General features: G+C 45.4%; 24 protein-coding genes and 2 riboswitches. Of the genes, 19 read left to right on the forward strand and 5 right to left on the reverse strand.

The genetic code is table 11. The features are described 5' to 3' along the window. Nucleotides 1-942: 942 nt before the first annotated feature. The 6 genes from NYE58_RS03110 to NYE58_RS03135 all read left to right on the forward strand — a co-directional run bounded on the left by NYE58_RS03110 (nucleotide 943) and on the right by NYE58_RS03135 (nucleotide 5,479). A complete protein-coding gene (locus NYE58_RS03110) occupies nucleotides 943-1,671 on the forward strand; it encodes a hypothetical protein (RefSeq protein ID WP_076124484.1) in 729 nt (242 codons plus the stop codon). A gap of 61 nt (nucleotides 1,672-1,732) precedes the next feature. After that, nucleotides 1,733-2,128 (forward strand): GntR family transcriptional regulator, encoded by a 396-nt coding sequence (locus tag NYE58_RS03115; protein WP_076124482.1) that lies wholly within the window; start codon nucleotides 1,733-1,735, stop codon nucleotides 2,126-2,128. Between the two features lie 27 nt (nucleotides 2,129-2,155). After that, nucleotides 2,156-3,076 (forward strand): ABC transporter ATP-binding protein, encoded by a 921-nt coding sequence (locus NYE58_RS03120; protein WP_341001030.1) that lies wholly within the window; start codon nucleotides 2,156-2,158, stop codon nucleotides 3,074-3,076. 4 nt (nucleotides 3,077-3,080) lie between these two features. Beyond that, nucleotides 3,081-3,983 (forward strand): ABC transporter ATP-binding protein, encoded by a 903-nt coding sequence (locus NYE58_RS03125; protein WP_076218889.1) that lies wholly within the window; start codon nucleotides 3,081-3,083, stop codon nucleotides 3,981-3,983. After that, entirely contained in the window at nucleotides 3,976-5,256 is a 1,281-nt protein-coding gene (locus NYE58_RS03130) for an ABC transporter permease (RefSeq protein WP_076124479.1), read from the forward strand. Before NYE58_RS03125 ends, NYE58_RS03130 begins: the two co-directional genes overlap by 8 nt. A gap of 34 nt (nucleotides 5,257-5,290) precedes the next feature. Then, nucleotides 5,291-5,479 carry a hypothetical protein gene (locus tag NYE58_RS03135; RefSeq protein ID WP_076218888.1) on the forward strand — a complete coding sequence of 63 codons (189 nt, stop codon included), beginning with the start codon at nucleotides 5,291-5,293 and terminating at the stop codon, nucleotides 5,477-5,479. A 459-nt stretch (nucleotides 5,480-5,938) separates the two neighbouring features. On the opposite strand, the gene NYE58_RS03140 is transcribed toward NYE58_RS03135, so the two are convergent. From NYE58_RS03140 to NYE58_RS03150, 3 genes are all read right to left on the reverse strand, one after another. Further along, nucleotides 5,939-6,298, reverse strand: coding sequence for a hypothetical protein (locus NYE58_RS03140; protein WP_341001033.1), 360 nt, complete (start codon nucleotides 6,296-6,298; stop codon nucleotides 5,939-5,941). A gap of 133 nt (nucleotides 6,299-6,431) precedes the next feature. Next, the gene (locus NYE58_RS03145) at nucleotides 6,432-6,953 is read right to left on the reverse strand and encodes a hypothetical protein (RefSeq protein WP_051490930.1); all 522 of its coding nucleotides are present in this window, start codon (nucleotides 6,951-6,953) and stop codon (nucleotides 6,432-6,434) included. Nucleotides 6,954-6,967: 14 nt separating this feature from the next. Then, nucleotides 6,968-7,510 carry a hypothetical protein gene (locus NYE58_RS03150; protein ID WP_139330148.1) on the reverse strand — a complete coding sequence of 181 codons (543 nt, stop codon included), beginning with the start codon at nucleotides 7,508-7,510 and terminating at the stop codon, nucleotides 6,968-6,970. Nucleotides 7,511-7,590: 80 nt separating this feature from the next. After that, nucleotides 7,591-7,755, reverse strand: a riboswitch (cyclic di-AMP (ydaO/yuaA leader). Between the two features lie 419 nt (nucleotides 7,756-8,174). After that, a riboswitch (cyclic di-AMP (ydaO/yuaA leader) is annotated at nucleotides 8,175-8,364 on the forward strand. Nucleotides 8,365-8,615: 251 nt separating this feature from the next. On the opposite strand from NYE58_RS03150, the gene NYE58_RS03155 reads away from it, so the two are divergent. The 6 genes from NYE58_RS03155 to NYE58_RS03175 all read left to right on the forward strand — a co-directional run bounded on the left by NYE58_RS03155 (nucleotide 8,616) and on the right by NYE58_RS03175 (nucleotide 16,068). Continuing rightward, nucleotides 8,616-9,032, forward strand: coding sequence for a hypothetical protein (locus tag NYE58_RS03155; RefSeq protein WP_076124472.1), 417 nt, complete (start codon nucleotides 8,616-8,618; stop codon nucleotides 9,030-9,032). 126 nt (nucleotides 9,033-9,158) lie between these two features. Then, nucleotides 9,159-9,236, forward strand: a complete 78-nt coding sequence (kdpF, locus tag NYE58_RS37415; RefSeq protein WP_076116927.1) for a K(+)-transporting ATPase subunit F — start codon at nucleotides 9,159-9,161, stop codon at nucleotides 9,234-9,236. A gap of 12 nt (nucleotides 9,237-9,248) precedes the next feature. Beyond that, a complete protein-coding gene (gene kdpA, locus NYE58_RS03160) occupies nucleotides 9,249-10,925 on the forward strand; it encodes a potassium-transporting ATPase subunit KdpA (protein WP_076141854.1) in 1,677 nt (558 codons plus the stop codon). Between the two features lie 16 nt (nucleotides 10,926-10,941). After that, on the forward strand, nucleotides 10,942-12,975 hold the full coding sequence (gene kdpB, locus NYE58_RS03165; RefSeq protein ID WP_341001036.1) for a potassium-transporting ATPase subunit KdpB: 2,034 nt from the start codon (nucleotides 10,942-10,944) through the stop codon (nucleotides 12,973-12,975). Nucleotides 12,976-13,051: 76 nt separating this feature from the next. Then, a complete protein-coding gene (gene kdpC / locus NYE58_RS03170; protein WP_076124738.1) occupies nucleotides 13,052-13,639 on the forward strand; it encodes a potassium-transporting ATPase subunit KdpC in 588 nt (195 codons plus the stop codon). 104 nt (nucleotides 13,640-13,743) lie between these two features. Next, complete coding sequence (locus NYE58_RS03175; protein ID WP_341001038.1) at nucleotides 13,744-16,068, forward strand: histidine kinase; 2,325 nt, start codon at nucleotides 13,744-13,746, stop codon at nucleotides 16,066-16,068. A gap of 99 nt (nucleotides 16,069-16,167) precedes the next feature. On the opposite strand, the gene NYE58_RS03180 is transcribed toward NYE58_RS03175, so the two are convergent. Beyond that, a complete protein-coding gene (locus NYE58_RS03180; RefSeq protein ID WP_076124465.1) occupies nucleotides 16,168-16,407 on the reverse strand; it encodes a glutaredoxin family protein in 240 nt (79 codons plus the stop codon). After that, entirely contained in the window at nucleotides 16,404-16,730 is a 327-nt protein-coding gene (ytxJ, locus tag NYE58_RS03185) for a bacillithiol system redox-active protein YtxJ (protein WP_042123836.1), read from the reverse strand. The genes NYE58_RS03180 and ytxJ overlap by 4 nt, the downstream gene beginning before the upstream one ends. Nucleotides 16,731-16,958: 228 nt before the next feature. Here ytxJ and NYE58_RS03190 point away from each other — a divergent pair, with 228 nt between their 5' ends. The 7 genes from NYE58_RS03190 (at nucleotide 16,959) to NYE58_RS03220 (ending at nucleotide 23,455) form a co-directional block, all read left to right on the forward strand. Further along, nucleotides 16,959-17,681 carry an SDR family NAD(P)-dependent oxidoreductase gene (locus tag NYE58_RS03190; RefSeq protein ID WP_341001040.1) on the forward strand — a complete coding sequence of 241 codons (723 nt, stop codon included), beginning with the start codon at nucleotides 16,959-16,961 and terminating at the stop codon, nucleotides 17,679-17,681. A gap of 49 nt (nucleotides 17,682-17,730) precedes the next feature. After that, nucleotides 17,731-18,366 (forward strand): ThuA domain-containing protein, encoded by a 636-nt coding sequence (locus NYE58_RS03195; RefSeq protein WP_076185171.1) that lies wholly within the window; start codon nucleotides 17,731-17,733, stop codon nucleotides 18,364-18,366. 145 nt (nucleotides 18,367-18,511) lie between these two features. Continuing rightward, nucleotides 18,512-18,904, forward strand: coding sequence for a MerR family transcriptional regulator (locus tag NYE58_RS03200; RefSeq protein WP_076185170.1), 393 nt, complete (start codon nucleotides 18,512-18,514; stop codon nucleotides 18,902-18,904). A 37-nt stretch (nucleotides 18,905-18,941) separates the two neighbouring features. After that, nucleotides 18,942-19,268, forward strand: coding sequence for a thioredoxin family protein (locus tag NYE58_RS03205; RefSeq protein WP_341001042.1), 327 nt, complete (start codon nucleotides 18,942-18,944; stop codon nucleotides 19,266-19,268). A gap of 111 nt (nucleotides 19,269-19,379) precedes the next feature. Then, nucleotides 19,380-21,128 (forward strand): spore germination protein, encoded by a 1,749-nt coding sequence (locus NYE58_RS03210; RefSeq protein WP_341001044.1) that lies wholly within the window; start codon nucleotides 19,380-19,382, stop codon nucleotides 21,126-21,128. A gap of 27 nt (nucleotides 21,129-21,155) precedes the next feature. Further along, nucleotides 21,156-22,247 carry a GerAB/ArcD/ProY family transporter gene (locus NYE58_RS03215; RefSeq protein WP_341001047.1) on the forward strand — a complete coding sequence of 364 codons (1,092 nt, stop codon included), beginning with the start codon at nucleotides 21,156-21,158 and terminating at the stop codon, nucleotides 22,245-22,247. After that, nucleotides 22,244-23,455: a Ger(x)C family spore germination protein gene (locus NYE58_RS03220; RefSeq protein ID WP_076310501.1), complete on the forward strand. Its 1,212-nt coding sequence runs from the start codon at nucleotides 22,244-22,246 to the stop codon at nucleotides 23,453-23,455. The genes NYE58_RS03215 and NYE58_RS03220 overlap by 4 nt, the downstream gene beginning before the upstream one ends. The last annotated feature ends 18 nt before the right edge of the window (nucleotides 23,456-23,473 follow it).

Genomic DNA, 23,473 nt, shown 5'->3' on the forward strand with positions numbered 1-23,473 from the left:
CTAAAGTAGCAGAACCGTAAATAGTTATGAAATAAGCCTATATATCTGCATGTTCCTGAGTAGGGATTGCGGGTGATGGGCTTATTTTGGTTTGTAGAGCTTCGGGATCTGTCCTGAAAATGAACGAAGTTAGCACGAAAAAGATGTAATTGGGGAAAACCTCCCTGAAAATGAACGAAAATAGCTTAAAAAGGCCATAATTAGGGAAATCCTTCCTGAAAGTGAATGGATTTAGCTCAATAACGGAGTAATAGCTGAAATTTTGGGGAGTTTTTCCCTAATGTTAATCCGTCCGGCAGTCGCCCATATCCCATACCTGAAACTGCACTAGCAGCCGAACTAGCATTCCACACCTGAAACCTGAACCAGTCAGCAGCCGAATCAGCACCCCGCCCCCGAAACCGCACCATCCGCAATACCCGCATCACACAATCGGAACTGTACCATCCGCCGCTCACGCATCACACAATCGGAACTGCACCATCCGCCGCGCACGCATCATCCCCCCGAACCAGCACCACAGCCGCACCAGCATACTAACCCGAACCAGTATCCGCTCCGGCACTCGCCTCCATAACGCACTTCACACCAACGCGTTACATAGAAGCAAGAGTGAACTCTTACTACTTCATTTCCAGAATGAATTATCTAATAAACTCAATTATCCCAGTTATATTCGCCTCGTAGCATTCTGCCTCAATTCCCCCTCGTTGTAGATAATCCTAACAAATAAGCTTTACCTAACGTCTGAGAGTGTCTTCATAAGCTTGAAGTATGAGGTTGCTTAAACCTCCTATTTCTTTTGAATAATTTCCAGTTACAGGATTGACAATGTAAAATTAAGGTCATATACTGTGTATATAGATATATACAGTAAGCACAGGGATATGAACACCTGCTTCTGCTAGACGCTGAAGACATTGTAAAGCGAGGTTAGCATTAATGAGAACATTAAAAGATTCATGGTTTATGTTGCGCTCTGATTTTCGCGGAGATAAATTAAAAATATTAGGGACCCTCGTAATAACAGTTGTTTTTATGAGTTATCTTGGTGGACTGACTAGCCTGATAGCAAATGATGTACTAGGTGAGCAGGATCGGACGATGCTAGCGGATTTCTTATTTCTCTCCTTTATCCCCTTATTGGGATTAACATTCTCTCGCCGCTCCATGAAATATTGGAGTGAAGATTCTTACACAAAAATGTTGGTTTACTTACGAACTTTACCGATTCCAGCTGCAGTAATATTATCGCGGAGGAAACTTCAGGGTGTGGGCTCCTTTACTCTAAATGGTACGTTATTCTTCGTTATTATTTACTTGTTAGGAGAGAATTTCCGGGCAGAGCTGGCGGTTCCTTCGTACATAGCTTTTGCGATTACTTGGCTTGGCTTCGGATTCATGGTCTCAGGTCTATATATTTTTATTGAATATCTTTTTAGCGGCAAAGCTTATCTATGGCTAACATTGCTTATCGTAGTTTTATCGTGGGCAACATCGTTCTTAGTTACACTGGGCGGAGGCAGTTTGTTCTTATACAGTATCTCCTATTCGAAGGAGTGGGGGCTGTTATCTCCGATCATGTGGGGGTCACTACTGCTGGGAACAATATCTGTGCAGTTATTCTCTAAATGGACTATACATCGGCTGAAAAGTCGCAATCTCATATAAAAAATCGGAAATGGCAAGGACTGCGCTCTAGCACGCTAGAGTGGAAGGCGAGGTGTAAATAATGTGGATACCGGTACAAATCAACGAAAATAGTGCAGAGCCCCTCTATCATCAAATAGAGACTCAGCTTAGATCATTAATCATTAGCGGAGTCATTACAGAAGGTACGCTGCTGCCCTCGATTCGTGAGTTCGCAGGAGATCTGAAATGCAGTGTAATTACAGTGCGGCGCGTATATCAGGATCTGGAGAACGAAGGTTTGCTGCGAACGCGACAAGGAACAGGTACCTTTGTATCCCATGTAGGTGACGGAGCCATGGAAGAATATAAACGTGAAACGGTTGGCAAAGCACTTGAAAGTGCAGTGGATATCGCCCGATCGGTACATTGCAGCAAGGATGAACTTGAACAGATTTTTATGGAGATTGTAGAACGCAAGTATAGAGAAAAGGATTGAGAGGGGGCGCTTACTCATATGGTACAGATGGCTATAGAATTGCGGAATGTACTTAAACGGCGGAGAAACAAGACGATAGGGCCACTGACCCTGAATCTGCCTAAAGGATATATTACAGCTTTGGTAGGTCAGAATGGATCCGGCAAAAGCACGCTGCTGAATCTGCTGATGCAGCTGACTAATCCAGAGGAAGGCGAGATATATTGGTTCGAGAACAGGTATGATAGCGGGTTGTCTCTGGAGCTTCGCCAGACCATTGCCTATGTTCCTGAAACGTCAATTACTGAGGAGAACCACTGGAATGCAGAGGAGGCAGCACGATTTCGGAAGTATTGGTATCCAAATTGGGACGATCAGTATTTTCACGAGCTGATGGATCGCTTTGAGGTTCCGTATCATATGAGACTTTCGAAGATGTCTAAAGGGGAGCGCCGGAAATTCGAAATTGCTGCAGCACTTGCGGCACGGCCAAGTCTGCTGCTATTGGATGAACCTTCATCGGGTCTTGATCCTTTTGCCTGGAAGATTATGATCGAGACACTTCGTAAATATATGGATGAGCACAACGCAACGATTATCATCTCCACACACATTGTGGATGAGGTGCGACGGCTGGCGGATTATATCGTCCTTATGCATCGGGGAGAACTGCTGGGTATGGCTGAAAAAGACAGTCTGTTCGGTGCTTGGACCGAGGTTTGGGTGAATGCTGCGGATGAAGAGGAGCTTGCGGAGTTATCGGCTGAGTTGCCAGGAGGCTTGCACTTTACCATGGATACACCGGGTGTAGCTTCTTTTATCATAGAACAATTTTCTGAAAACGAGAAACGCATTCATGACTTGGGCGTAAAGGTTATCAAGAGCCGCAGTTTGGAACTGGACGAAATATTAAGTTTATGGACACAGGGTCATCGTCCTATTCTAATTGACCACAAGAGAGGGGACTAGAGAAATGGAAGCCTTAAAGCTGGAAAGTGTAGTTAAGCAATATGGAGAAAAAACCGCAGTAAACGGAATTAACCTAACCGTAGGTAAAGGGGAAATTTACGGATTACTGGGGGCGAACGGCGCGGGAAAAACAACCACGATGCGTATGGTGCTCGGCCTAATCTACCCTGATGAGGGCAAGATTTTGTATAACGGAAAACCTTTCAACAGTGAACTGCAGCAACTTATGGGTTATCTGCCCGAAGAACGTGGACTATATCCTAAGGTGAAGATCAGCGATCAAATCGTTTACTTGGCCCGCCTGCGTGGGATGTCAGCTAGTGATGCAGATAAGAGCTTGCGCTATTGGCTGGATCGATTCGAGGTTCCGGATTATTACAATAAAAAAATAGAAGAGCTTTCCAAAGGAAATCAGCAAAAAATGGGCTTTATCGCCGCTGTCGTTCATAAGCCGCAGATTCTGATTCTAGATGAAGCTTTCAGCGGGCTGGACCCAGTAAACGTGGAGCTGCTGAAAGATACGGTCAAAGAATTACGTGATTCGGGAACAAGTATCCTCTTCTCTACGCACCGGATGGAGCATGTGGAAGAGCTATGCCGTAACATTACGATTCTCGATCGATCCAATACGGTCGTTCAAGGGGATATCCGCACGATCAAGAATGGCTACCCGCGGGAAGAAGTATTGCTGCGTACAGCTAATGAGGTAAAAGGTTTGGAGTCCATCGCAGGTGTTACAGCAGTTAAACAGCTGGAGCGTGGGTATCTGTTATCGATCAGTGAGATCGGTGCAGCACAGCGTATTTTACAGCAGGCGATAGCACAGGGTGAAGTGGAGCATTTTGAAATCAAGGAACCTACGTTAAACCAAATCTTTATCAGAGCGGTGGGTGAATCTAATGAATAAGATGGGGACAATTATCGGCTTTACCTTTAAAAATAAAGTTAGAACGAAATCATTTATGATTACTACTTTGATTCTAGTATTATTGCTCAGCATAGGGATGAATCTTCCCTATATCATCGATCAGTTTAAGGGTGATTCGGCCAAAAGTGAAGTTACTCAAATTGCTGTGATTGCTGAAGAGGGAAATCAGGTTGCAGAATTGTTGAAGGCTTATACTGCGCCAGAGGGCATGCCACAGGCTAAGATAGTACAATATGCTTCTGCGGAGGATGCCGAGTTAAAGAAAGCATTAGATGAAGAGACCGTAGAAGGTTATGTTACTTTTGCGGAACCTACTGGTGAAGGGCTTCCACCCGTTACTTATCATAGTAATGATGGGGAACTAAACGGAGATGTGCAAGTTTATCTCCAAAATGCACTTCAGCAAGCAAACACACAATTCATCGTTGGCGACAAGCTGACCTCTGAACAGATTGCTGCAATGTCAACGCCTGTGCAGATTACTACACAACAGCTTAACGCAGGCGGTGGCAGTGAAAGCTCTCAGGAGGACACTCCAGCCATTAACTACATTATCGTATATGCCATGCTTATGTTGTTCTTTATGTCCATTATGATGACAGGCAACATGATTGCCGCAGAGATAACTTCTGAGAAAAGCTCGCGGATTATGGAGATTCTGATTACAAGTGCCTCACCTTTAGCGCAAATGTTCGGTAAAGTTATCGGTGTTTTCCTAGTAGGAATATTGCAAATTGGGATCTTTGTCGCAGCGATCGTCGTCAATTTGACGCTCCCGCATAATGCGACTGTATTGGCTGATTTTGATCTCGATTTAGGCCAGCTCAATATTAACTTGCTGCTCTATGGATTTGTCTTGTACGTATTAGGTTACTTCCTCTATGCCTTGATGTATGCGGCTGTAGGTTCGATTGTCAGCCGTACGGAGGATCTCGGTCAGGCGGTAATGCCAATCATGATGTTAGGCTTCGTAGCGTTCTATGTTCCACTGTTCAGTATCTCCAATGCAGATACTCTAGTGGTTAAGATAGCGAGTTATGTGCCCTTCACCTCACCATTGACGATGCTGCTCCGAATTGGTGTCGGCGAGGTGGCGATCTGGCAAGTCATTGTATCGCTGCTGATCCTGCTTGTGACTACCTTCATCTTCGGATGGCTGGCAGCCAAGATCTATCGTACCGGCGTACTGATGTACGGCAAACGCCCAAGTATTAAAGAAATTAGAAAAGCAATGAAAGCTTACAAGATCTAAGATGACCTCATATAACTTTTAAGGAGTGCTAATGATGTCTACAAGCGAACAATATACCATTATGCTTTTAATGAGTTCGGTATCGCTGGCTACGGTTAGTAGAATGCTTCCGGATGGCTCCACTTTTATGGATTTTGTTCAAGGTCTATTGACTGGTGTTGCTATAGTGGGGATGTTGGCGGGATTGTGGATGTACGGTAAGGCGCGTAAGAGTAAAGCGTAATAGTAAGCACTGAGTTTTCGGGGGTATCCTAACAGCCGTTTATGGTTGCTGGGATATCCCCGTTTTTGAGTTGGCAATCTCTTTGTATACGAGCTGATATAGCTAACGGACCCAGCAGCACTTAAATGCAGCAATCATCGAGATTTGGCAAGATATCGGACACTATAGTCGCTATTGGCATGAAAAAGGGTGAATCAGTAGCTCTTTTAACCAAATAGTTGCACTGGAGTCCGATACTATGCTCAAAAGGCGATAAACGTGCAAATAACGTCATCTTGGTCCGTAAGCCTTGGTGGAAGATGATTAGGGCTTGCTTTAAGACGATCCGAGACGTTCACTGCTCGGGATTTCTACTGGAGTCCGAACGCCGGCTATATTTGTGGAAAAGCTTCAATTAAAGGCTCCTGAGTCCGTTAGATGCTTCATGCGCTTAAAGATTGTCTGAATTCTTGTCAGTGACTAAATTATAGAAAGATTTGCGCTCGTTAGTATATCCGTTTGGGTGGTCATCTGCTCCCGTAGAGCTCTAAGCTGTGTTTTCAGTGCGGGAACACTTTTTTGCAGAATAATGCTTATTTGAGAAAGAGGCAGCTTTAGGCCGTACCACATGACCTTCACAAGCTGTTCCTCCCAAGGTAATGCCTTAGCCGATAGAAGGGAGCGCCGGGCAAAAGAATCAGCACACTGGTGAATACAAGTGCGGTAAGCGTGGATAGAGAATAACTGAGGATCAAAATCATCCTGACGATATATTTTATGAAGCTCTGTGAAGGTGCGGATAGTAATCTTGTCTGCCTCATTAGATTGTTCTAACAACATGGAACTAAGTACGTAGACTTCATTAGTATACTTTTGAACACACTCTGCAAATTTAGTACTGTAGGTGGACTCGGGAGGTAAGGGGTCAGGCATGGTGAACACGATCCTTTCAGATTGAGAGATTTGCTTGAATCTATAATATAGAAAAGTAAGAGATGGATTTATTGATAAGATCGGCGGTGTCTGGTTCCGGGCAACTGTGTTTCTGCTGGGAGGCAGTGGATAAAGCTTTTGAAGGCTTGTAGTAGAGCCGTTCACTTCTGGAATTGCTCCCCCCTGCTGCAACACTGTACAGACGCCCTTGCTGAATATGCCCTGCCAAGGATTTACCCTGGAGCTTGGCCTTTAAATCCTGCAAAGCACCCTGAACTAGCTCAAGCTTAACCTGCTCCCAATCTGAACCTTCGCGGCGGACCTTATCCAGCGCTTCTTCAAGACGGCAATGACAGATGGCCCGTAAAAAAGAACTCCATTTAATGAGATCGAAATTTTTGGTGTTGGCAGAGATCAGACAAGCCCCCCAACTGCAGCCTCCCTTACAGGTGAGCTTCAGAATACCATAACGGCAGCCTTCAGCCCCTTCCATTCCATAGTGAATAGGCTCGGGTTCATCCAATACAAATACTTCAATGCGGGATAGTCTGCGCTGGTCCATAGTAGGGTTCCTCCTTAGATTTCCAAAAGCTTTAAGTCTACATGATGAGTGACACTAGCCCTTTCTACACAAGCGAGCATTTCCATTTTATTCTCACAGACTGCGGTATGCTCTAGCCATAGTCGGAACTTCTCTTTTCGTATAACAGATAGATGTAAGGGAAAGGTGCTGCGGGATCTCAAGACATACCAACCGGCGCTTACATCTTTCCAAGGCTCCTTGAAGGCTGTAAACCACGGGAGCTTTTGGTGCGATGACCAATCCTGCTGCTGCTGTTGTTCTCGAATTTTTTTATATATCTCATATACAATCTTAGAGTCTAAACAGTCTTTACAAGAAGAAGGTGTGCTGAACTGGCGAAGGGCTTGGATCTGGTTCTGGCCAAATGCATAGCCTACAATGTACCTGTGATTATGTTCTTCGAACCACAAGGCCCCGAAACAAACGTAATTTAGACTTATCGGCTCAAGCAGCCCTTGATGTATCCCTAAATAATAGTGCTTCAAAACATTCACCCCATCCAGCGTGCTATCACCTAATAAGCTCAGGTAACGCAAAAACCGCAGCAAGAGGAGGACCTCTGCTGCGGTTTTGGATTACAGGCAGATATACCTGGGCCAAAGCGTGGCGGATCAAGGGTCTCTCTCTTTACGCTTACGAGGTTAGCTGTCGGATTCGGACGGTGAGAGTCGCCCTACCTATTGAGACTTATGCAGTCTCCTTTGGATTCACCCCAAGTAGGCCAGGTGGCCTGATGGTTCCCCCGTTCCCTGCGAATGCAGGAACTCAGCGTTGATTGTTTTTCATGAATTAGATTCAACCCGAATCATACTCTTTTCAAGATTTTCTGTAAAAAACGGAAAATGTTCTTTTAGAGCAATTTTAACCATATCCTGCCGACTACGACTGAAAAACGAGGTAAATAGGTATTTATGGCGTGTTATCGCGCCTCTTTCTCGCTCAGCCTCAGCTTCTTGCGTTTCTACCTATAATGGGAATTTGCAGTATTTTCGCTCTAAAAAGGTGAATAAAATCACATGGGTTATAGATAGCGATTAAACGCTCCAAACTCGAGTAAACAAGAGATATAGAGAGATTAGATATCAAGTAAGCGCTATCTAATGGGAAAATAGTTTTTAATTTGCATTATTTTGGCATCATTCAGGTTTTACAAGTCTTCGTGCATAAGAGTATGATTACTCCTGTTTCAACGACAATCGAATATTTGATCCGCTTAATTTCCGGTAAGGAAAGCGGGGGAACCAACAATCGGCAGCCGATGTGAGAGTCGGAAGCAGATTATGGGGTGAATCCTGTAGAGGGTGTGAGTGAGCTCGCATCTATACAGGTAGGGCGACTCTCACCGCCCGAATCCGACAGCTAACCTCGTAAGCGTATGGAGAGAGGATGAGTGCAATGTGACCGCTAGCGAGCCACAGAGGAGATCCTTTGTGGCTTTTTGCTGTGCTCTTAGAAGCAAAGCATTTATGGAGGCCTCCCCTAAGAGGTCGCTAAATTCATCATTAGCGGTATTTGTAAGGCAGCGTCTAATGACGTGACACAACCGAGCTTTAGGTTGTGCCCGAAAATGACGATAGGTCAACATCCTTTCGGAGATTTTCGTTGCCTCCTTGTTGTAAATGAGCAGGAGGAGAAAAAAAGATGACGGATCAGAATGAATATGTGCTTGTATGTGCGCCTACAAAGGCGGGAGAACATTTCATTAAACTTCTGAAGTTCAGGGGTATTAAGATGGCGGGATTAACCAACAATGTGGCTGAGAAAGCTTTACTTGAGGAGCTCGGGATTGAGCAGGTTATTCTAGTGGATACCCGCCATCAGAGCACTTGGTTTCGCCCATCGTTCCCGGTAGGCAGGGTATATCTGTTTGAGAGCAGCTTTCCGCTTTGCTGCCGCTATATTCAGATGTGCCGTACCTGGACGACACAGCCGATTTTTGTGATTACAAGTTCAATAAATCCTAGATTGGTCTATAAAAGACTTGGTGCGAGCTATGTAATCTATTCCCATAGTGGTGATGCTGATTTTCTAATCGATAGATCACCTCATCAAGGATAATGGAAGGAGTGCGGAAGATATGATGGATCTGTATATGGTGGCTTCGTTAGCTGTAATTTACGGGTTATTTTATGGCTTTATGCGCTGGTGCGCAGGTGTAGTTGAGGATACGGGGAGGGATAAGCTGTGATTCTAGTAATCGCTGTTACCCTACTGTTGTTTTTATATCTGGTTTACGCGTTGATTCATCCTGAGAAATTTTAAGGAGGGGCATTCATGGGCATTTTGCAAATAGTCGTCGTAATTGTAATTCTCATCTTGCTGGTCAAGCCGATGGGAACGTATTTATATCATGTATTTTCTAACGAACCGAATCGTACGGATCGCTGGTTTGCAGGCACAGAGAAAGGTATTTATAAGCTGATCGGCCTGAAAAAACGGGACGGAATGTCCTGGAAGAAGTATGCACTCAGCTTTGTTTTAACTAATATCGTACTGGTTGCTTTCAGTTATATTTTTCTGAGATTACAGCGGGGATTGCCGCTGAACCCGAATGGAATTGCCGATATGGAACAGACGCTTTCATTCAATACGGTGATCAGCTTTATGACCAATACGAACCTGCAGCATTATAGCGGGGAGACGGGACTATCGTATTTTTCACAAATGGCAGTCATCACGATGATGATGTTCACGTCTGCAGCGAGCGGATTTTCTGTTGCGGTTGCTTTTGTCAGAGGGATTACAGGACAGAAATCAGTCGGGAACTTTTTCGAGGACTTCGTAAAAGCACATATTCGTGTATTCATTCCATTAGCTCTGCTAGTTTCATTGGTGCTGGTAGGATTGCATGTGCCACAAACGCTCAAGCCATCGCTTGAGGTCACTACACTCGAAGGGCAGACACAACAAATCGCTATCGGTCCAGTCGCTTCTTTGGAATCAATTAAACACTTAGGTACGAATGGTGGCGGCTTCTTCGGAGCCAATTCAGCGCATCCTTTCGAGAACCCTAATCCACTTACGAACGTGCTGGAGATTCTCTCTATGTGGATGCTGCCAGCCTCTCTGCCATATATGTACGGATTGTTCGCTAAGAACAAACGTCAGGGCTGGGTGATTTTCACAGCAATGATGACCTTGTTCGTACTACTGCTGGGATTGAATTATTATGCGGAAACCAAAGGCAATCCAGCTATCAATGCGCTGGGGATCGAGTCTTCGCAAGGTAGCATGGAAGGTAAAGAGGTACGTTTTGGTATCCCGCAATCTTCGTTGTTCACTTCGGTAACAACGGCAGCTACGACAGGTAGTGTTAACAATATGCATGATACGCTGACACCGCTGGGTGGCATTACCCCTCTGGCCCTAATGATGCTCAACAATGTCTTCGGGGGAAAAGGTGTCGGACTAATCAATATGCTGATGTATGCCATCATGGGTGTCTTCTTATGTGGACTAATGGTTGGCAGAACACCAGAGTTTCTCGGGCGAAAGATAGAAGCCAAGGAGATGAAGCTAATTGCGATTGCTATCCTTGTGCATCCGTTCATTATCCTTGTACCAACAGCAGGTGCGTTCTTAACGGACTTGGGCAACGGTTCCATCACGAATCCCGGATTCCATGGACTTAGCCAAGTGTTATATGAATATGTCTCTTCTGCCGCGAACAATGGTTCAGGATTTGAAGGGCTTGCGGACAACACCACCTTTTGGAATGTTACAACCGGGATCGTAATGCTGCTTGGCCGTTATGTCTCTATAATCGCGATGCTGGCAGTTGCAGGCTCACTGATCCAGAAGAAGCCAGTTCCTGAGACGATTGGCACATTCCGCACAGACAATGGTCTGTTCACCGGAATTCTGATTGGTACAGTAGTAATTATCGGTGCGCTGACGTTTCTGCCGGTCATTGTGCTCGGCCCGATTGCAGAATATTTGACCTTACGGTAGGAAGAGGGAGAACAAGATGAGTACTGTAAAAAGAAAAAAGCTGCTGACGGGACCCATACTCCTAAGCGCTATAAAGGATAGCTTTATTAAGCTTAACCCGGTGACGTTAATCAAAAATCCGGTCATGTTCGTAGTCGAAATCGGTACGATTATTGTATTGCTTATGGTACTGGCCCCCGGATATTTTAATGCAGAGAAATCGGTAGGCTTCAATATCACAGTGTTGTTCATTCTGCTATTCACAGTGCTGTTTGCCAACTTCGCTGAAGCGCTGGCTGAAGGCCGCGGGAAAGCCCAGGCGGATTCACTCAAGAAAACGAAACAGGATATCACAGCTAACAAACTCGTTGGAGGGTCTGTGAAGACCGTTTCTTCTTCCGAGCTTCGTAAAGGAGATATTGTCATCGTCAGTCAGGGAGAACTTATCCCTGGCGATGGTGAAGTAATTGAAGGGCTGGCCTCCGTAGATGAATCTGCAATAACAGGTGAATCTGCACCTGTTATTAAGGAAGCCGGCGGAGATTTTGGCTCAGTCACAGGCGGCACCCGGGTAGTCAGTGATGAGATTAAAGTCAAAATTACCAGTGACCCCGGTGAGTCATTCCTGGATCGGATGATCTCCCTCGTTGAAGGGGCGAAACGTCAAAAGACACCCAATGAAATTGCACTAAATACACTCTTGATCAGTCTGACGTTGATTTTCCTGATTGTAGTAGTGACCTTGCGGCCAATTGCGACTTATCTGGGCGTTGATCTAGATATTCCTGTTATGATCGCCTTGCTGGTCTGTCTGATCCCGACCACAATCGGGGGTCTGCTCTCCGCTATCGGGATAGCAGGGATGGACCGCGTCACACAGTTTAATGTCCTTGCTATGTCAGGGAAGGCCGTTGAAGCTGCCGGCGACATTAATACAATGATTCTAGATAAGACCGGTACGATTACTTTCGGAAACCGGATGGCGAGTGATTTTGTGCCAGTTGGAGATGAAACGGAAGCTGAGCTTACGGCTTGGGCAGCTATTAGTTCGCTAAAGGATGAGACTCCGGAAGGACGTTCTGTTATTGAGCTGGCTAAGAAGCTGGAACGCAGCTATGACAGCAAACTTGCTGAAGGCGGAGAGTTCGTAGAGTTTAAGGCTGAGACCCGGATGAGTGGTATAGATCTGCGTGATGGACGATCTGTTCGTAAAGGGGCAGTCGATTCCGTGAAGAAATGGGTACAGTCGAAGGGCGGAGTCATTCCCGCGAACCTCGACAGTAATTCCGATGCTATCGCTCGGATGGGGGGGACCCCGCTTGCTGTTGCGGTAGACAACCGGATTTATGGACTTATTTACTTAAAGGATACAGTTAAGCCAGGCATGAAAGAGCGGTTTGATGAGCTGCGAAAAATGGGAATCAAGACTATCATGTGTACAGGGGACAATCCGCTGACCGCAGCTACTATTGCCCGTGAAGCAGGGGTAGATGATTTTATTGCAGAGAGTACACCTGAGGATAAAATAGCGGTTATCCGCCGTGAGCAGAACGAAGGCAAGCTGGTGGCAATGACTGGTGATGGTACGAATGACGCACCTGCCCTTGCCCAAGCTGATGTGGGCTTAGCGATGAACAGTGGGACTACAGCCGCTAAGGAAGCAGCAAACATGGTTGATCTGGACTCCGATCCCTCGAAGATCATTGAGGTTGTAGCTATTGGTAAACAGCTACTGATGACGCGGGGCGCGTTGACAACGTTCAGTATTGCGAATGATATCGCTAAATACTTCGCAATTATTCCGGCAATGTTCATGCTCGCCATTCCTGAAATGGAAGCCCTGAATGTCATGGGATTGGGTTCACCTAGCTCGGCAATTATATCTGCATTAATATTTAATGCGATTATTATTCCGCTGCTGATCCCATTGGCTATGAAAGGTGTCTCGTATAAAGCGATGAGTTCTACGAAGCTGCTGGGACGTAATATTTTTATCTATGGTTTAGGTGGAGTAGTCGTTCCTTTTGCGGGCATCAAGCTTATTGATTTGCTCGTAAGTGTATGGATTTAACAACGGATTGACTAATCATTGAAAGGGTGAGAGCATCGTGAATAACAGAAAATCGATTGCGGACGCTGAAGAACAGTTGTCATCATCGAAGGGTGCTAATTTCTTTATTATATTACGGCTATGTCTAGTGTTTATTGTTCTTTGCGGAGTGATTTATCCTCTGACTACTACAGCGATTGCTCAAGTTCTGATGCCATCGCAAGCGAACGGCAGTCAGCTGAAGAATGACGCTGGAGTAGTTGTGGGCTCAGAACTCATCGGGCAAAGCTTTACGGACCCGGCATTATTCCATGGCCGTGTATCCAGCATTGATTATAAAGCGGAAGCCTCAGGCTCCAATAACTACGGCCCATCCAACCCGGATATGCTGCAGCGGACGAAGGATTCCATCACACAGTGGCAGCTTGATAATCCGGATGTGCCTGTAAACAAGCTGCCGGTTGATTTAGTAACCAACTCGGGTTCAGGTCTTGATCCGCATATCACTCCTGCGTCGGCAATTGTGCAGATTCCCCGGATCAGTAATTTGACTGGGATTCCAGCCGCGCAGCTGGAAGAGCTAGTGAATAAGCAGACCGAAGGTCGCGATCTAGGGCTGTTTGGTGAAAAGCGGGTAAATGTTCTGAAGCTGAACATGGAGCTGCAGAAATTAACGAACAAATAAATATAGCTAATATCCCTGCCCGATTGTTCAAACTGGGTCAGGGATATCTTGCTTTCTGGCATAGAAGAGTGAATGGATGAACGGGTTATTAAGGAGTGGTCTTGATGGGAACATATCGGAGGAAGACGCCGGAGGAACTGCTGCTCTCTATTTATGAGCTGCATCGTGGACGTCTGAAGATCTATATAGGTCCGGTCAGTGGATCAGGCAAGACCTATCAGATGCTGCGTGAGGGTCAGGCGCTGAAAGCTCAGGGCATCGATGTTGTAATCTGTGCGGTTTCAACCAACCAAAGTCCAGAAACAAGGGATCAGCTGGGTGACTTGGAACGGATTCCAAGTATTCATTGGTTTCAGAAGGAGATCGAGAAGAAGGATCTGGACGTGGAGGCCATTGTGGCGCGTAATCCAGAGGTTGTACTGACCGATGGATTGGCTCATCATAATCGCGAGGGTGCGGAGAGATCGACTAGGCTGGAGGATATCAAATATTTATTGGGCTGTGGAATTAGTGTCATCACAACTGTAAACGTATACGAGCTGGAAGGCGCAGCAGATCTTGCGCGGAAGTGGACGGGGATTGAGGTGGAATATTCCTTGCCTGCGGAAGTGCTCACCCTTGCAGATGATATCGTTCTAATTGATGTGACTCCGGAAAAGATACTTCAACGTTTGTCCGAAGGACATTTGGGCAAGAAGCAGCGGACTTCGCTTTTTAACAAAGGGAATCTAAGCAAGCTGCGGGAGCTGGCGCTGAGAATGGTTGCGGAGGATGTTAATGGTTCGCTGGAGAAGCATCGGGAGGAGCAAGGATTGCTGGGGGCTTCGGGGATTGCCGAAAAAGTGTTGGTGTCCGCACAGTATTATTGGAATGGCTCGATTCATATCCGCCGTGGGCAGCAAATCGCTAAACGGTTAAACGGAGATCTGGCGGTGGTATCCTTCTGGAAGCAGGGCCTGACGCCCTCTAAGGAAGCAGCAACCTTCAAGCGATCCCTATGGAAGCTGACTGAGAAGATTGGGGCCTCGATGGAGGAGATTTCTTTTCGCTCGAAGAGGGAGATTCCGGGACTTCTAGTGAAATACGCCATCCAGCATAATATTACCCGTATCGTTATGGGTCACTCTAAGCAAACGGCGTGGCAGGAGCTGTGGAAGGGTTCGATTGCTAACTCATTGTTAAAGCAAATCCGCGGAGTAGATGTGTTTTTCGTGGCTGATCGTGCTGAGCGTGAGGGAGAACGTGTTCTTCCTACCCGGCAGAGCCGAAATGAGCGGAAAGCTGATGCCTATCACAGATTAAGCACTCAGGAAGTAAAGGATAAAATCGATGCGATTCGTGGGGGCACATTTAAAGTGTACATTGGTGCTGCTCCCGGGGTGGGCAAGACTTATAAGATGCTGCGAGAAGGAAATGATCTCTTAAAGAGAGGGATCGATGTTGTTATTGGACTACTAGAAACGCATGGACGTAAAGAAACCCTTGAACAGATCGTTGATCTGGAGATCCTTCCGCGACTGAGCATTGACTATCGGGGGACTGTCCTTGAGGAAATGGATACGGCAGCTATTATTAAGCGTAATCCGGAGGTCGTACTGGTAGATGAACTGGCACATACCAATATGCCGGGCAGCAAGCATAAGAAGCGGTATATGGATGTTATGGAGTTATTGGATGCGGGGATCTCTGTAATCTCCACAGTGAATGTTCAGCATTTAGAAAGCTTGAATGATGCAGTAGAACAAATTACCGGAGTTAGAGTTAGAGAGACTTTCCCGGACAGCATTCTGCAACGGGCCGACGAAGTTGAACTTATCGATGTATCCCCCAAAACACTGCAAGAGCGGATGAAGGATGGAAAAATATATGCGATGACCAAAGTGGATCAGGCGCTGGGTGCTTTTTTCAAAATCGGCAATCTAATCGCCCTCCGTGAACTGGCGCTGCGGGAAATTGCTGATGATGTGGATGAACGTCTGGAGGCCTGGGAACGTGTCGGGTCGCTGCGGGGACCTTGGCGGCGGCAGGAAGTGATCTATGTGTGCATCACCTTAGGAGATCATGCGGAACGTCTGATTCGGCGCGGTTTTCGGATTGCCTATCGTCTAAAAGCTTGCTGGTATGTTACGTACGTACAGGAATATAAGCAGAGCGGGCCTTCTTACGATAAACGAATTAATGATTTGAAAGAATTGACGGAACGACTGGGTGGAACGTTTAAGATGATTCCTAACGTGCTCCCGGCACGAGTGTCTTCCTTGCTGCTTGAAAGGTCTCAAGCCTTACAGAGCACACAGATTATTATCGGCCAGTCCCAACGCTCATGGGTGCGCAAATGGCTACGCGGGGATGTCACTAAACAGATTTTGCGTTCGGCCAGAAATGTAGATGTACTGGTCGTGGCAAATCTTATGCGTGAGGAACCCTAAGCTTTAGAACAATGAAAAAAAGGGATTCCTTGCCGAGTGGCTGCTGGAATCCCCTTTTTTGTAAGCATATATCAAGTGCTAAATAATTAAACGAATGAATTACTGAGCAGCTTCGAGAAGTGCTTTCAGCTCGGGAAGATTGAATCCTTTGGTGGCGTGATCCCCTGCTACAGTAACAGGAACACCCATGAAACCAAGCTTTTCGACTTCCTCTTGATAGACGGTGCTAGTCATAACATCTCTTACTTCAAAAGGGATACCTTGCTCCGTAAGATATTGTTTGACCAGATTACAGTCGCTGCAGCCTGCTGTTGAATAAACAATCACTTGCTGGCTCATTGGTTCACAGCCTCTTTGATAGCATCTCTTGTGATCTTCCAGTGGGAAGTGTTCCAGCGGACCTCATTATCCTCAAGCAGGAAGAGCTGTGGAGATTCATGCTTAATCCCGAAATCCTCGGCAATTTGATTGGAAACTGGACGATCCTCGATGACTAGAACTACTGCTGCTGCAGTATCCGCATCCTTTAGATAAGCCTGGAATTCTTCATTAGCTTTGGCGCTAATCGGGCAGGTAGTGCTGTGTTTGAACAGCAGCTTCTTGCCAGGTTTAGCCACATACTGCTCAAGATCTTCCAATGTATGAAGTTGTTGAATAGACATAGATATCACCCTCCTGGGATCGTTATTTTACTAACCATTGTGTTGTTAACAACCTGTAATCATGATTGTAACATATATTAAATTTAAAACAAAAAGGATTCTGGAGCAGCTAATCCAAGAATGACTAAACCCTCATTTTAGCGCGTTGAAAAAAAGAGGACGGCATGCTAAGGTGAAAGGAAGACAACTTGCTTCAATAATCCTTACTAGGTAGGAGTGTTGATAAGAATGAACAGAGTCGCATGTGTGACTGGAGCTGATCGGGGTCTCGGATTGTCTCTTGTGCACTCTCTTTTAGAGAAACAGTTCTCAGTATTTGCTGGACAATACATGAGAGATACAGATGAATTGAAAGCGCTTAAAGAGGAGTATCCGGAACAGCTGGAACTTATTCCACTCGATATTGGTAGTAAGGACAGTGTAAAGCAGGCAGCAAGGGCTATCGCCAGCAGAACTGTGCATGTTGATATTCTTATTAATAATGCCGGAATTATTCATTCCGCAGATGATGCTACGATGCTGGTGGATATGGATGATGAGGGCATGGCGGAGATTTATAATGTGAATACACTAGGCGCGTTGAGAGTCAGCAATGCACTTATGGGACTTTTATTGCAAAGTAAGGATAAATTGATTGTTAATATTTCTTCGGAAGCGGGCAGCATTGGCAGAAATAAACGTATTAACATGTACGGCTACTGCATGTCTAAGGCGGCTCTCAATATGCAATCCTCCCTGATGCACAATCATCTAAAGACGCTTGGGGGTCAAGTGATGGTGTTTCACCCCGGCTGGATGAAGACTTATATGCATGGCGAAAAAAATGAGCAAGCCGATATTTCACCCGATGTGTCTGCAGACCAGATTATAAGTCAGGTTATGGAGTATAAAAAGTATCTAGGGGATGAGCCGGCCTATCTTGACGTGGATGGAAATACATGGCCTTGGTAGATGGGCTTCCCGTAATCAAAAAAACTACACGAAGAAAGGCGATGATAGGATGTCTACACTAAAAGCACTGGCACTCGGAAGTTATTCGGAGGTTAAATATCACCCATTTGCGGGAGTAGACCGGGAGATTGAGCAGATCCTTGCCAATGACCTGCAGGTATTCTCCTCGGAGGATTATGGGCTGCTTAATAAAGAAACATTATCTGACTACAAGCTGGTGATCTCTTATACCGAATTCTCCGATGATAAAATACCGGCGGAACAAAGCAGCGCATTGCTCTCCTATGTGGCTAACGGTGGTGGATTACTAGTGGTACATAACGGAATCTCCTTACAGCGTAATCAGGAGCTAGGCGCTATGCTGGGAGCGCATTTCACTCATCATCCAGAATTCACTTCGCTCCAGATGTCCATACCGGCACGGGAGCATCCCATTATGCAGGGGATCGAAGAATTTGTGATCGATGATGAGCCTTATTATTTTGAGCAGCATCCCTATTTCGAAACAACTGTGCTTATGGAATATCCTCATGATGGGGCAATGAGACAGGCGGCTTGGTGCCATGAATTTGGTCTAGGCCGGGTTGTTTATTTAATGCCTGGTCATCATTTGCCGTCATTTTCCGTAGAGCCCTTTCGCCAGATGATTCTTAGAGGTGGACTTTGGGCGGCAGGATTATTATAGGATATAAGCGGATATACCTGTTGTAAAATAAAACACGAGTCCAACTGCGGGTTAGCCGCGGTTGGATTTTTTTTGTTGACTCTAACATTGGTGTCAGGGTTTATACTGGTGTAGAACAATTCTCATGAACCCCGGGGAGAATGCTATGAAAATAGGTGAGCTTGCTAAACTGACGGGCGTAAGCGTCCGTTCACTTCGTTACTATGAGAGTCAAGGATTAATCTCGCCGATCCGTCAGGCCAACGGATATCGGGAGTATTCTTCACTTGCTGTAGAGACGGTAGAAACGATTAAACTATATTTGAACCTGGGTCTGTCGACAGAGCAGATCGCGGGCTTTCTACATTGTGTCTTGAAGAACAAAGAAGCTTTCTGCGCAGAAGTGATGCCACTATACCGCAGTAAATTGGAAGATATTGAACGTCAGCTTGTAGAGCTGAATCAGATCAAGAGAAATTTGGAAGAACGAATGGCATCTATTCTGCAGGAGCAGGATGAGAGCAAGTTGGGAACGTGTCCACTGGAGAACTTGGAATAGTACTGCTGGTGTTGAAAAATATGAGGAGGAATGGCAAATGTCTATTATAAATGCCGATAGTGCGGATTGGGTGCGGTCAGAAATACGTGGTGGAGGAACGGTACTGGTGGATTATGGTGCGCCATGGTGCCCCCCTTGTAAGGTGCTGCTGCCTGTTCTGGAAGATCTTCACAAGGAATATGGAGACGATGTTTCTATTGTTAAGGTGAATTGTGATGAACTGCCGGATTTGGCTGGAGAAGCGGGTGTTATGGGGATGCCTACAGTCATTGTATATAAAGAGGGGCAGCCTGTGGAAAAGCTGGTCGGTCTGCGTCCGAAAGCAGCCTACCAAGGCATACTGAACAAGGTTCTTCAAGCATAAGGCGATAATTTTAAAGATGAAATTAGGGAGACTCCATATTGTGGGGTCTTTTTTGCGTGCATGATTTACCCATCTTCGGTAAAAAATACGAACACAGTTATAAAGGAGGTGATGAGGGTGTGGAATATTATTCTAGAGATAATTCCTAAATGGAGTGTGATTTTCCAAGCTATTATGATCTTTTTCGTTCCGTTTATTCTAATCCGGATGATGAGTTGGGCTAATGTAAAGGAAGATACGATAAGTACTAGAGCAAAAAAAGCTGCCGGCAGCATAGGCGGGGGTGTTCCTTACGGAGAAGCCTCTCTAGGTTCTAGCAATACGAAAAAGGTTGCTAAGGCGGACGATTCTGTTGGAATCAGTGAAGAATCTTCTACAGGAGCAAGCTATAGCGGTCAATTTCGGGAGGATTTGCAAAGATTTAAAGAGATGAGCACAGATATGCATGATGTGAGTTTTCGGGAGTTACGTATCGGAGGTATAAAGCTGCAAGCGGCCCTTATATTTGTAGATGGACTGACAGATAAAGATAAAATGGATCGGAATATTCTGAAGCCTTTAATGAATGCCTATAAGGTTTTTAAGGATCCCCATACGATACCGGAAGCAAAGGATCTAAAAGATATTCTCATTCATGAGATCGTGCTTATTTCGGAAGTTGAGTTTACAGATGATGTGAAGCTCTCCCTTCAAAAGGTGTTGTTCGGCTCTGTAGTGCTGTTAGTAGAAGGGATACCGGAGGCTATTGTGCTCAGCACCCCGAAGGGGAACACAAGAGGGATAGAAGAGCCTGAATCAGAAGCTGTCTTGCGGGGATCTCGAAGCGGATTTAATGAGACGTTAAGTGATAACACGGCATTACTGCGCCGACACGGGCAGAGCACAGAGCTAGCCATGATTTCTTTTACTGTAGGCAAGAGGATGAAGAAGGATCTGGTTCTAACTTATATCAAGGACATCGCGAATGATGAACTGGTCGAAGAAGTCAAAAGAAGAATCAGGACGATTGATATAGATGATGTGCAAGAATCTGGTTATGTGGAGCAATTAATCGAAGATAATAGCTTCACGCCATTCCAGCAGATTCAGAATACGGAAAGACCTGACCGCGTAATGGCAGCGTTATTGGAAGGGAGAGTAGCTATCCTGCTGGATGGCACACCCTTTGCCTTGATCATGCCCGTGTCCTTCGGGATGCTGTTGCAATCCCCAGAGGATTATTACGATCGGTGGATGGTGGGGTCGTTGGTGCGCTTACTGCGTTTTCTCGCCGCATTGATATCAATGTTTGCACCGGCACTATATATTTCCTTCCTCTCGTTCCAGCCAGGATTAATTCCGACTAAGCTGGCCATATCAATTATCAGCTCCCGCCAAGGTGTACCTTTTACAGTATTAATCGAAGCCTTAATCATGGAGACCTCGATTGAAATATTACGGGAGGCTGGACTCCGGCTACCTAAACCTATCGGTCCTGCAATGGGGATTGTAGGCGGTCTGATCATCGGCCAAGCCGCGGTAGAAGCAGGAATCGTGAGTCCTATTCTAGTTATCGTTGTTTCAGTTACAGCGATTTCCTCTTTCACCATCCCTATGTATAGTGCAGGAATGACGCTGCGTATGCTCCGTTTTGTAGCCATGTTTTTTGCAGCAGTCTTTGGATTATATGGAGTGGTGTTATTCTTTCTTTTCATCAGTGCCCATTTAATCAAGCTAAAAAGCTTTGGCATGCCTTATCTTGGCATGTTTATCCCGTATAAGATTAAGGATTGGAAAGATTTTATATTCCGTATGCCGCTGCAATTTCTAACAGGCCGCCCTACGCTGTTGAAGCCGAAGGACCCCCGACGCAAAGGGTGAGAGATCGAAGTAAAGGAGGAAGCGAATATGAGTACCGAGGTGAAGGACCGAATTACTGCTGTTCAAGCGACGATCATATTAGCCAATTATACTATTGCGGCAGGGATACTTACACTTCCTCGGACGATTGTAGAGGCGAGTGAAACTCCAGACGTGTGGATCTCCGTTTTTTTAGGGGGAGTAATTACCTTTTTAACGGGTTTAATTATAGTGAAACTTAGCCAACGGTTTCCAGGTCAAACTATTTTTCAATTTAGCGGGAAAATCATTGGCAAGCCACTTGGAGTGATGCTCTCTATATTAGTGATTGTTTATTTTCTGTGTATAGCCAGTTTTGAAGCACGTTCCGTACAGGAAGTGACCTCTTTTTTTCTGCTGGAGGGAACCCCTCCTTGGGCTATTGTTGCTGTGTTTATTTGGATAGCCTTCTATTTATGCAGAGGAGGACTTAATGCTATCACTAGCATGTGTAGGTTGATTGTTCCGATTACTTGGACAGTTTTTGTTGGAGTATGCTTGCTTAGTATTGAAGTTTTCGATATCGATAATTTGCGGCCTTTCCTTGGAGATGGTTTAGGACCGGTATGGAAGGGCATCAGGCCAACCATTCTGACTTTTACTGCTGGTGAAGCGATGCTGTTCGTTGTTGCTTTTATGGATAAGCCACAAAAAGCAGTAAAGGTAATTATTGCTGGATCATGTATATCAACGTTCTTTTATCTTTTAGCTGTTGTAATGACTATTGGTGCGTTTTCTATAGATGGAGTGGTCACAAGAACTTGGCCATTTCTTGATCTAGTGAGAAGCTTTGAGGTGAATTATCTTATTTTTGAGAGGTTTGAATCGCTGCTGCTGGTAATCTGGATTATGCAAATTTTCTGCACCTTCTGCATCACTATTTATGCTGCTGCTTTGGGAGTTTCTCAAATATTTAATAAACGATTTAATAGCTGCTTATTGGCTATACTTCCAGTAGCCTATCTAGTTTCCAGAATGCCACCAAATGTGAATGCTCTATTTGCATTAGGGACAGTCGTAGGTAATTGGATGATCGTTTTATTTGGATTAATTCCATTGCCGCTATTGATCATCGCACATTTCCGGAGGGCGGCTTCATGAAAAAATGGAGAGTGTCGATTACATTTCTTATAGTATGTATTCTGTTGACCGGTTGCTGGAGCAGTACACCTGTTGAGGAGTTAAGTATGGAGATTGGTGTTGCCCTGGACAGTGCGGAGCAGAACGAGAATGAAGAGGCTACTCAGCAAGGAGGTGGGGGGAAGCCCATGCCTAAACAAATCATGAGTACTTATCAGTTTGCGATTCCTCAAGGCTCGGGAGGGTCAGGTATGAAGTCTGGTGCGGCCTCATCCTCAACCAGAAATTACTATAACATGAGTGAAGTAAGTGATTCTATGTTTGAAGCATTACGGGCACTTTCACTGCGTACTAGACGTACTCCAATCGGACATCACCTTAAGGTCATTGTGATCGGTGAGAAGCTTGCACGCTCCACCAAGTTTTCTGAGTTAATTGATTTCTTTAGCAGGGATAACGATATCCGTCCCAGTGTTCTACTATATGTCAGCAAGGGAAAAGCCAGAGATGTATTGGAAAATGCGCTGCCCGGCCAAACCCCTTCATTTGTATTAGAGGGGATTTTTGTGAATAGAAGTCGGAGCACGAGGATATGGGAGCCGGTTTCAATAGCTAAAGTGGCGGGTCCTTTGCATGGTAAAAGAAGTTTCATGTTGCAGAATGTGATTTCTTTAGAAAAAGAGAAGGAGACAAAGCTGGATGGAGCAGGCGTAATTAAAGGGAAAACGGGAAAGCTCGTTGGTTTTTTAGATGCATCGGAGCTGGAAGGTATGGTCTGGCTGACTGGAAAGGGAGAGGGGGGTGCTCTCAAAGCATACGACCCGTCTAACAATAAGCTCATTACCTATGAAATCAAATCTCTGGGTAGTAAGTATAAAGCTAATGTGAAGGATGGGAAGATCTCTTTTCATGTGAAAATAGAATCTACGGGGAGATATGGTGAGGCTTTTGCCAAGAGTGCAAAGAAGTTACATGACGGCATTGTAAAGGAGGATAAAGCAGTGCTGGAGAAGCATGTCTTAGACATGCTTCAGGTCACTGTGAAAAAAATGCAGAAGGAGCTGCATACAGAGGTTGCAGGTTTCGGCAACGCTTTGCGTATTCAACATCCAGCCGTATGGCGGAGCGTAGAGGATAACTGGGATGAAACCTTTAGTGAGATTCCGATTACCTATGAAGTGAAACTGAATATTGAAGAGTATGGTGCATCAGATACAACGGCTGAATAGAAAGGACCATTTGCAATG

Source organism: Paenibacillus sp. FSL L8-0708, assembly GCF_038009325.1.
Lineage (GTDB): Bacteria > Bacillota > Bacilli > Paenibacillales > Paenibacillaceae > Paenibacillus_AQ > Paenibacillus_AQ odorifer.

Excerpts from the sequence above, each read along its gene's own strand:
- NYE58_RS03180 (WP_076124465.1), bottom strand. The coding sequence starts at position 16,407 with ATGAGCCAGCAAGTGATTGTTTATTCAACAGCAGGCTGCAGCGACTGT.
- NYE58_RS03115 (WP_076124482.1), top strand. The coding sequence starts at position 1,733 with ATGTGGATACCGGTACAAATCAACGAAAATAGTGCAGAGCCCCTCTAT.
- NYE58_RS03145 (WP_051490930.1), bottom strand. The coding sequence starts at position 6,953 with ATGGACCAGCGCAGACTATCCCGCATTGAAGTATTTGTATTGGATGAA.
- NYE58_RS03155 (WP_076124472.1), top strand. The coding sequence starts at position 8,616 with ATGACGGATCAGAATGAATATGTGCTTGTATGTGCGCCTACAAAGGCG.
- NYE58_RS03135 (WP_076218888.1), top strand. The coding sequence starts at position 5,291 with ATGTCTACAAGCGAACAATATACCATTATGCTTTTAATGAGTTCGGTA.
- kdpB (WP_341001036.1), top strand. The coding sequence starts at position 10,942 with ATGAGTACTGTAAAAAGAAAAAAGCTGCTGACGGGACCCATACTCCTA.
- NYE58_RS03220 (WP_076310501.1), top strand. The coding sequence starts at position 22,244 with ATGAAAAAATGGAGAGTGTCGATTACATTTCTTATAGTATGTATTCTG.
- NYE58_RS03175 (WP_341001038.1), top strand. The coding sequence starts at position 13,744 with ATGGGAACATATCGGAGGAAGACGCCGGAGGAACTGCTGCTCTCTATT.
- NYE58_RS03190 (WP_341001040.1), top strand. The coding sequence starts at position 16,959 with ATGAACAGAGTCGCATGTGTGACTGGAGCTGATCGGGGTCTCGGATTG.
- ytxJ (WP_042123836.1), bottom strand. The coding sequence starts at position 16,730 with ATGTCTATTCAACAACTTCATACATTGGAAGATCTTGAGCAGTATGTG.
- NYE58_RS03130 (WP_076124479.1), top strand. The coding sequence starts at position 3,976 with ATGAATAAGATGGGGACAATTATCGGCTTTACCTTTAAAAATAAAGTT.
- NYE58_RS03140 (WP_341001033.1), bottom strand. The coding sequence starts at position 6,298 with ATGTTGTTAGAACAATCTAATGAGGCAGACAAGATTACTATCCGCACC.
- NYE58_RS03110 (WP_076124484.1), top strand. The coding sequence starts at position 943 with ATGAGAACATTAAAAGATTCATGGTTTATGTTGCGCTCTGATTTTCGC.
- NYE58_RS03120 (WP_341001030.1), top strand. The coding sequence starts at position 2,156 with ATGGCTATAGAATTGCGGAATGTACTTAAACGGCGGAGAAACAAGACG.
- NYE58_RS03195 (WP_076185171.1), top strand. The coding sequence starts at position 17,731 with ATGTCTACACTAAAAGCACTGGCACTCGGAAGTTATTCGGAGGTTAAA.
- NYE58_RS03125 (WP_076218889.1), top strand. The coding sequence starts at position 3,081 with ATGGAAGCCTTAAAGCTGGAAAGTGTAGTTAAGCAATATGGAGAAAAA.
- NYE58_RS03200 (WP_076185170.1), top strand. The coding sequence starts at position 18,512 with ATGAAAATAGGTGAGCTTGCTAAACTGACGGGCGTAAGCGTCCGTTCA.
- NYE58_RS03205 (WP_341001042.1), top strand. The coding sequence starts at position 18,942 with ATGTCTATTATAAATGCCGATAGTGCGGATTGGGTGCGGTCAGAAATA.
- kdpA (WP_076141854.1), top strand. The coding sequence starts at position 9,249 with ATGGGCATTTTGCAAATAGTCGTCGTAATTGTAATTCTCATCTTGCTG.
- NYE58_RS03210 (WP_341001044.1), top strand. The coding sequence starts at position 19,380 with ATGAGGGTGTGGAATATTATTCTAGAGATAATTCCTAAATGGAGTGTG.
- NYE58_RS03215 (WP_341001047.1), top strand. The coding sequence starts at position 21,156 with ATGAGTACCGAGGTGAAGGACCGAATTACTGCTGTTCAAGCGACGATC.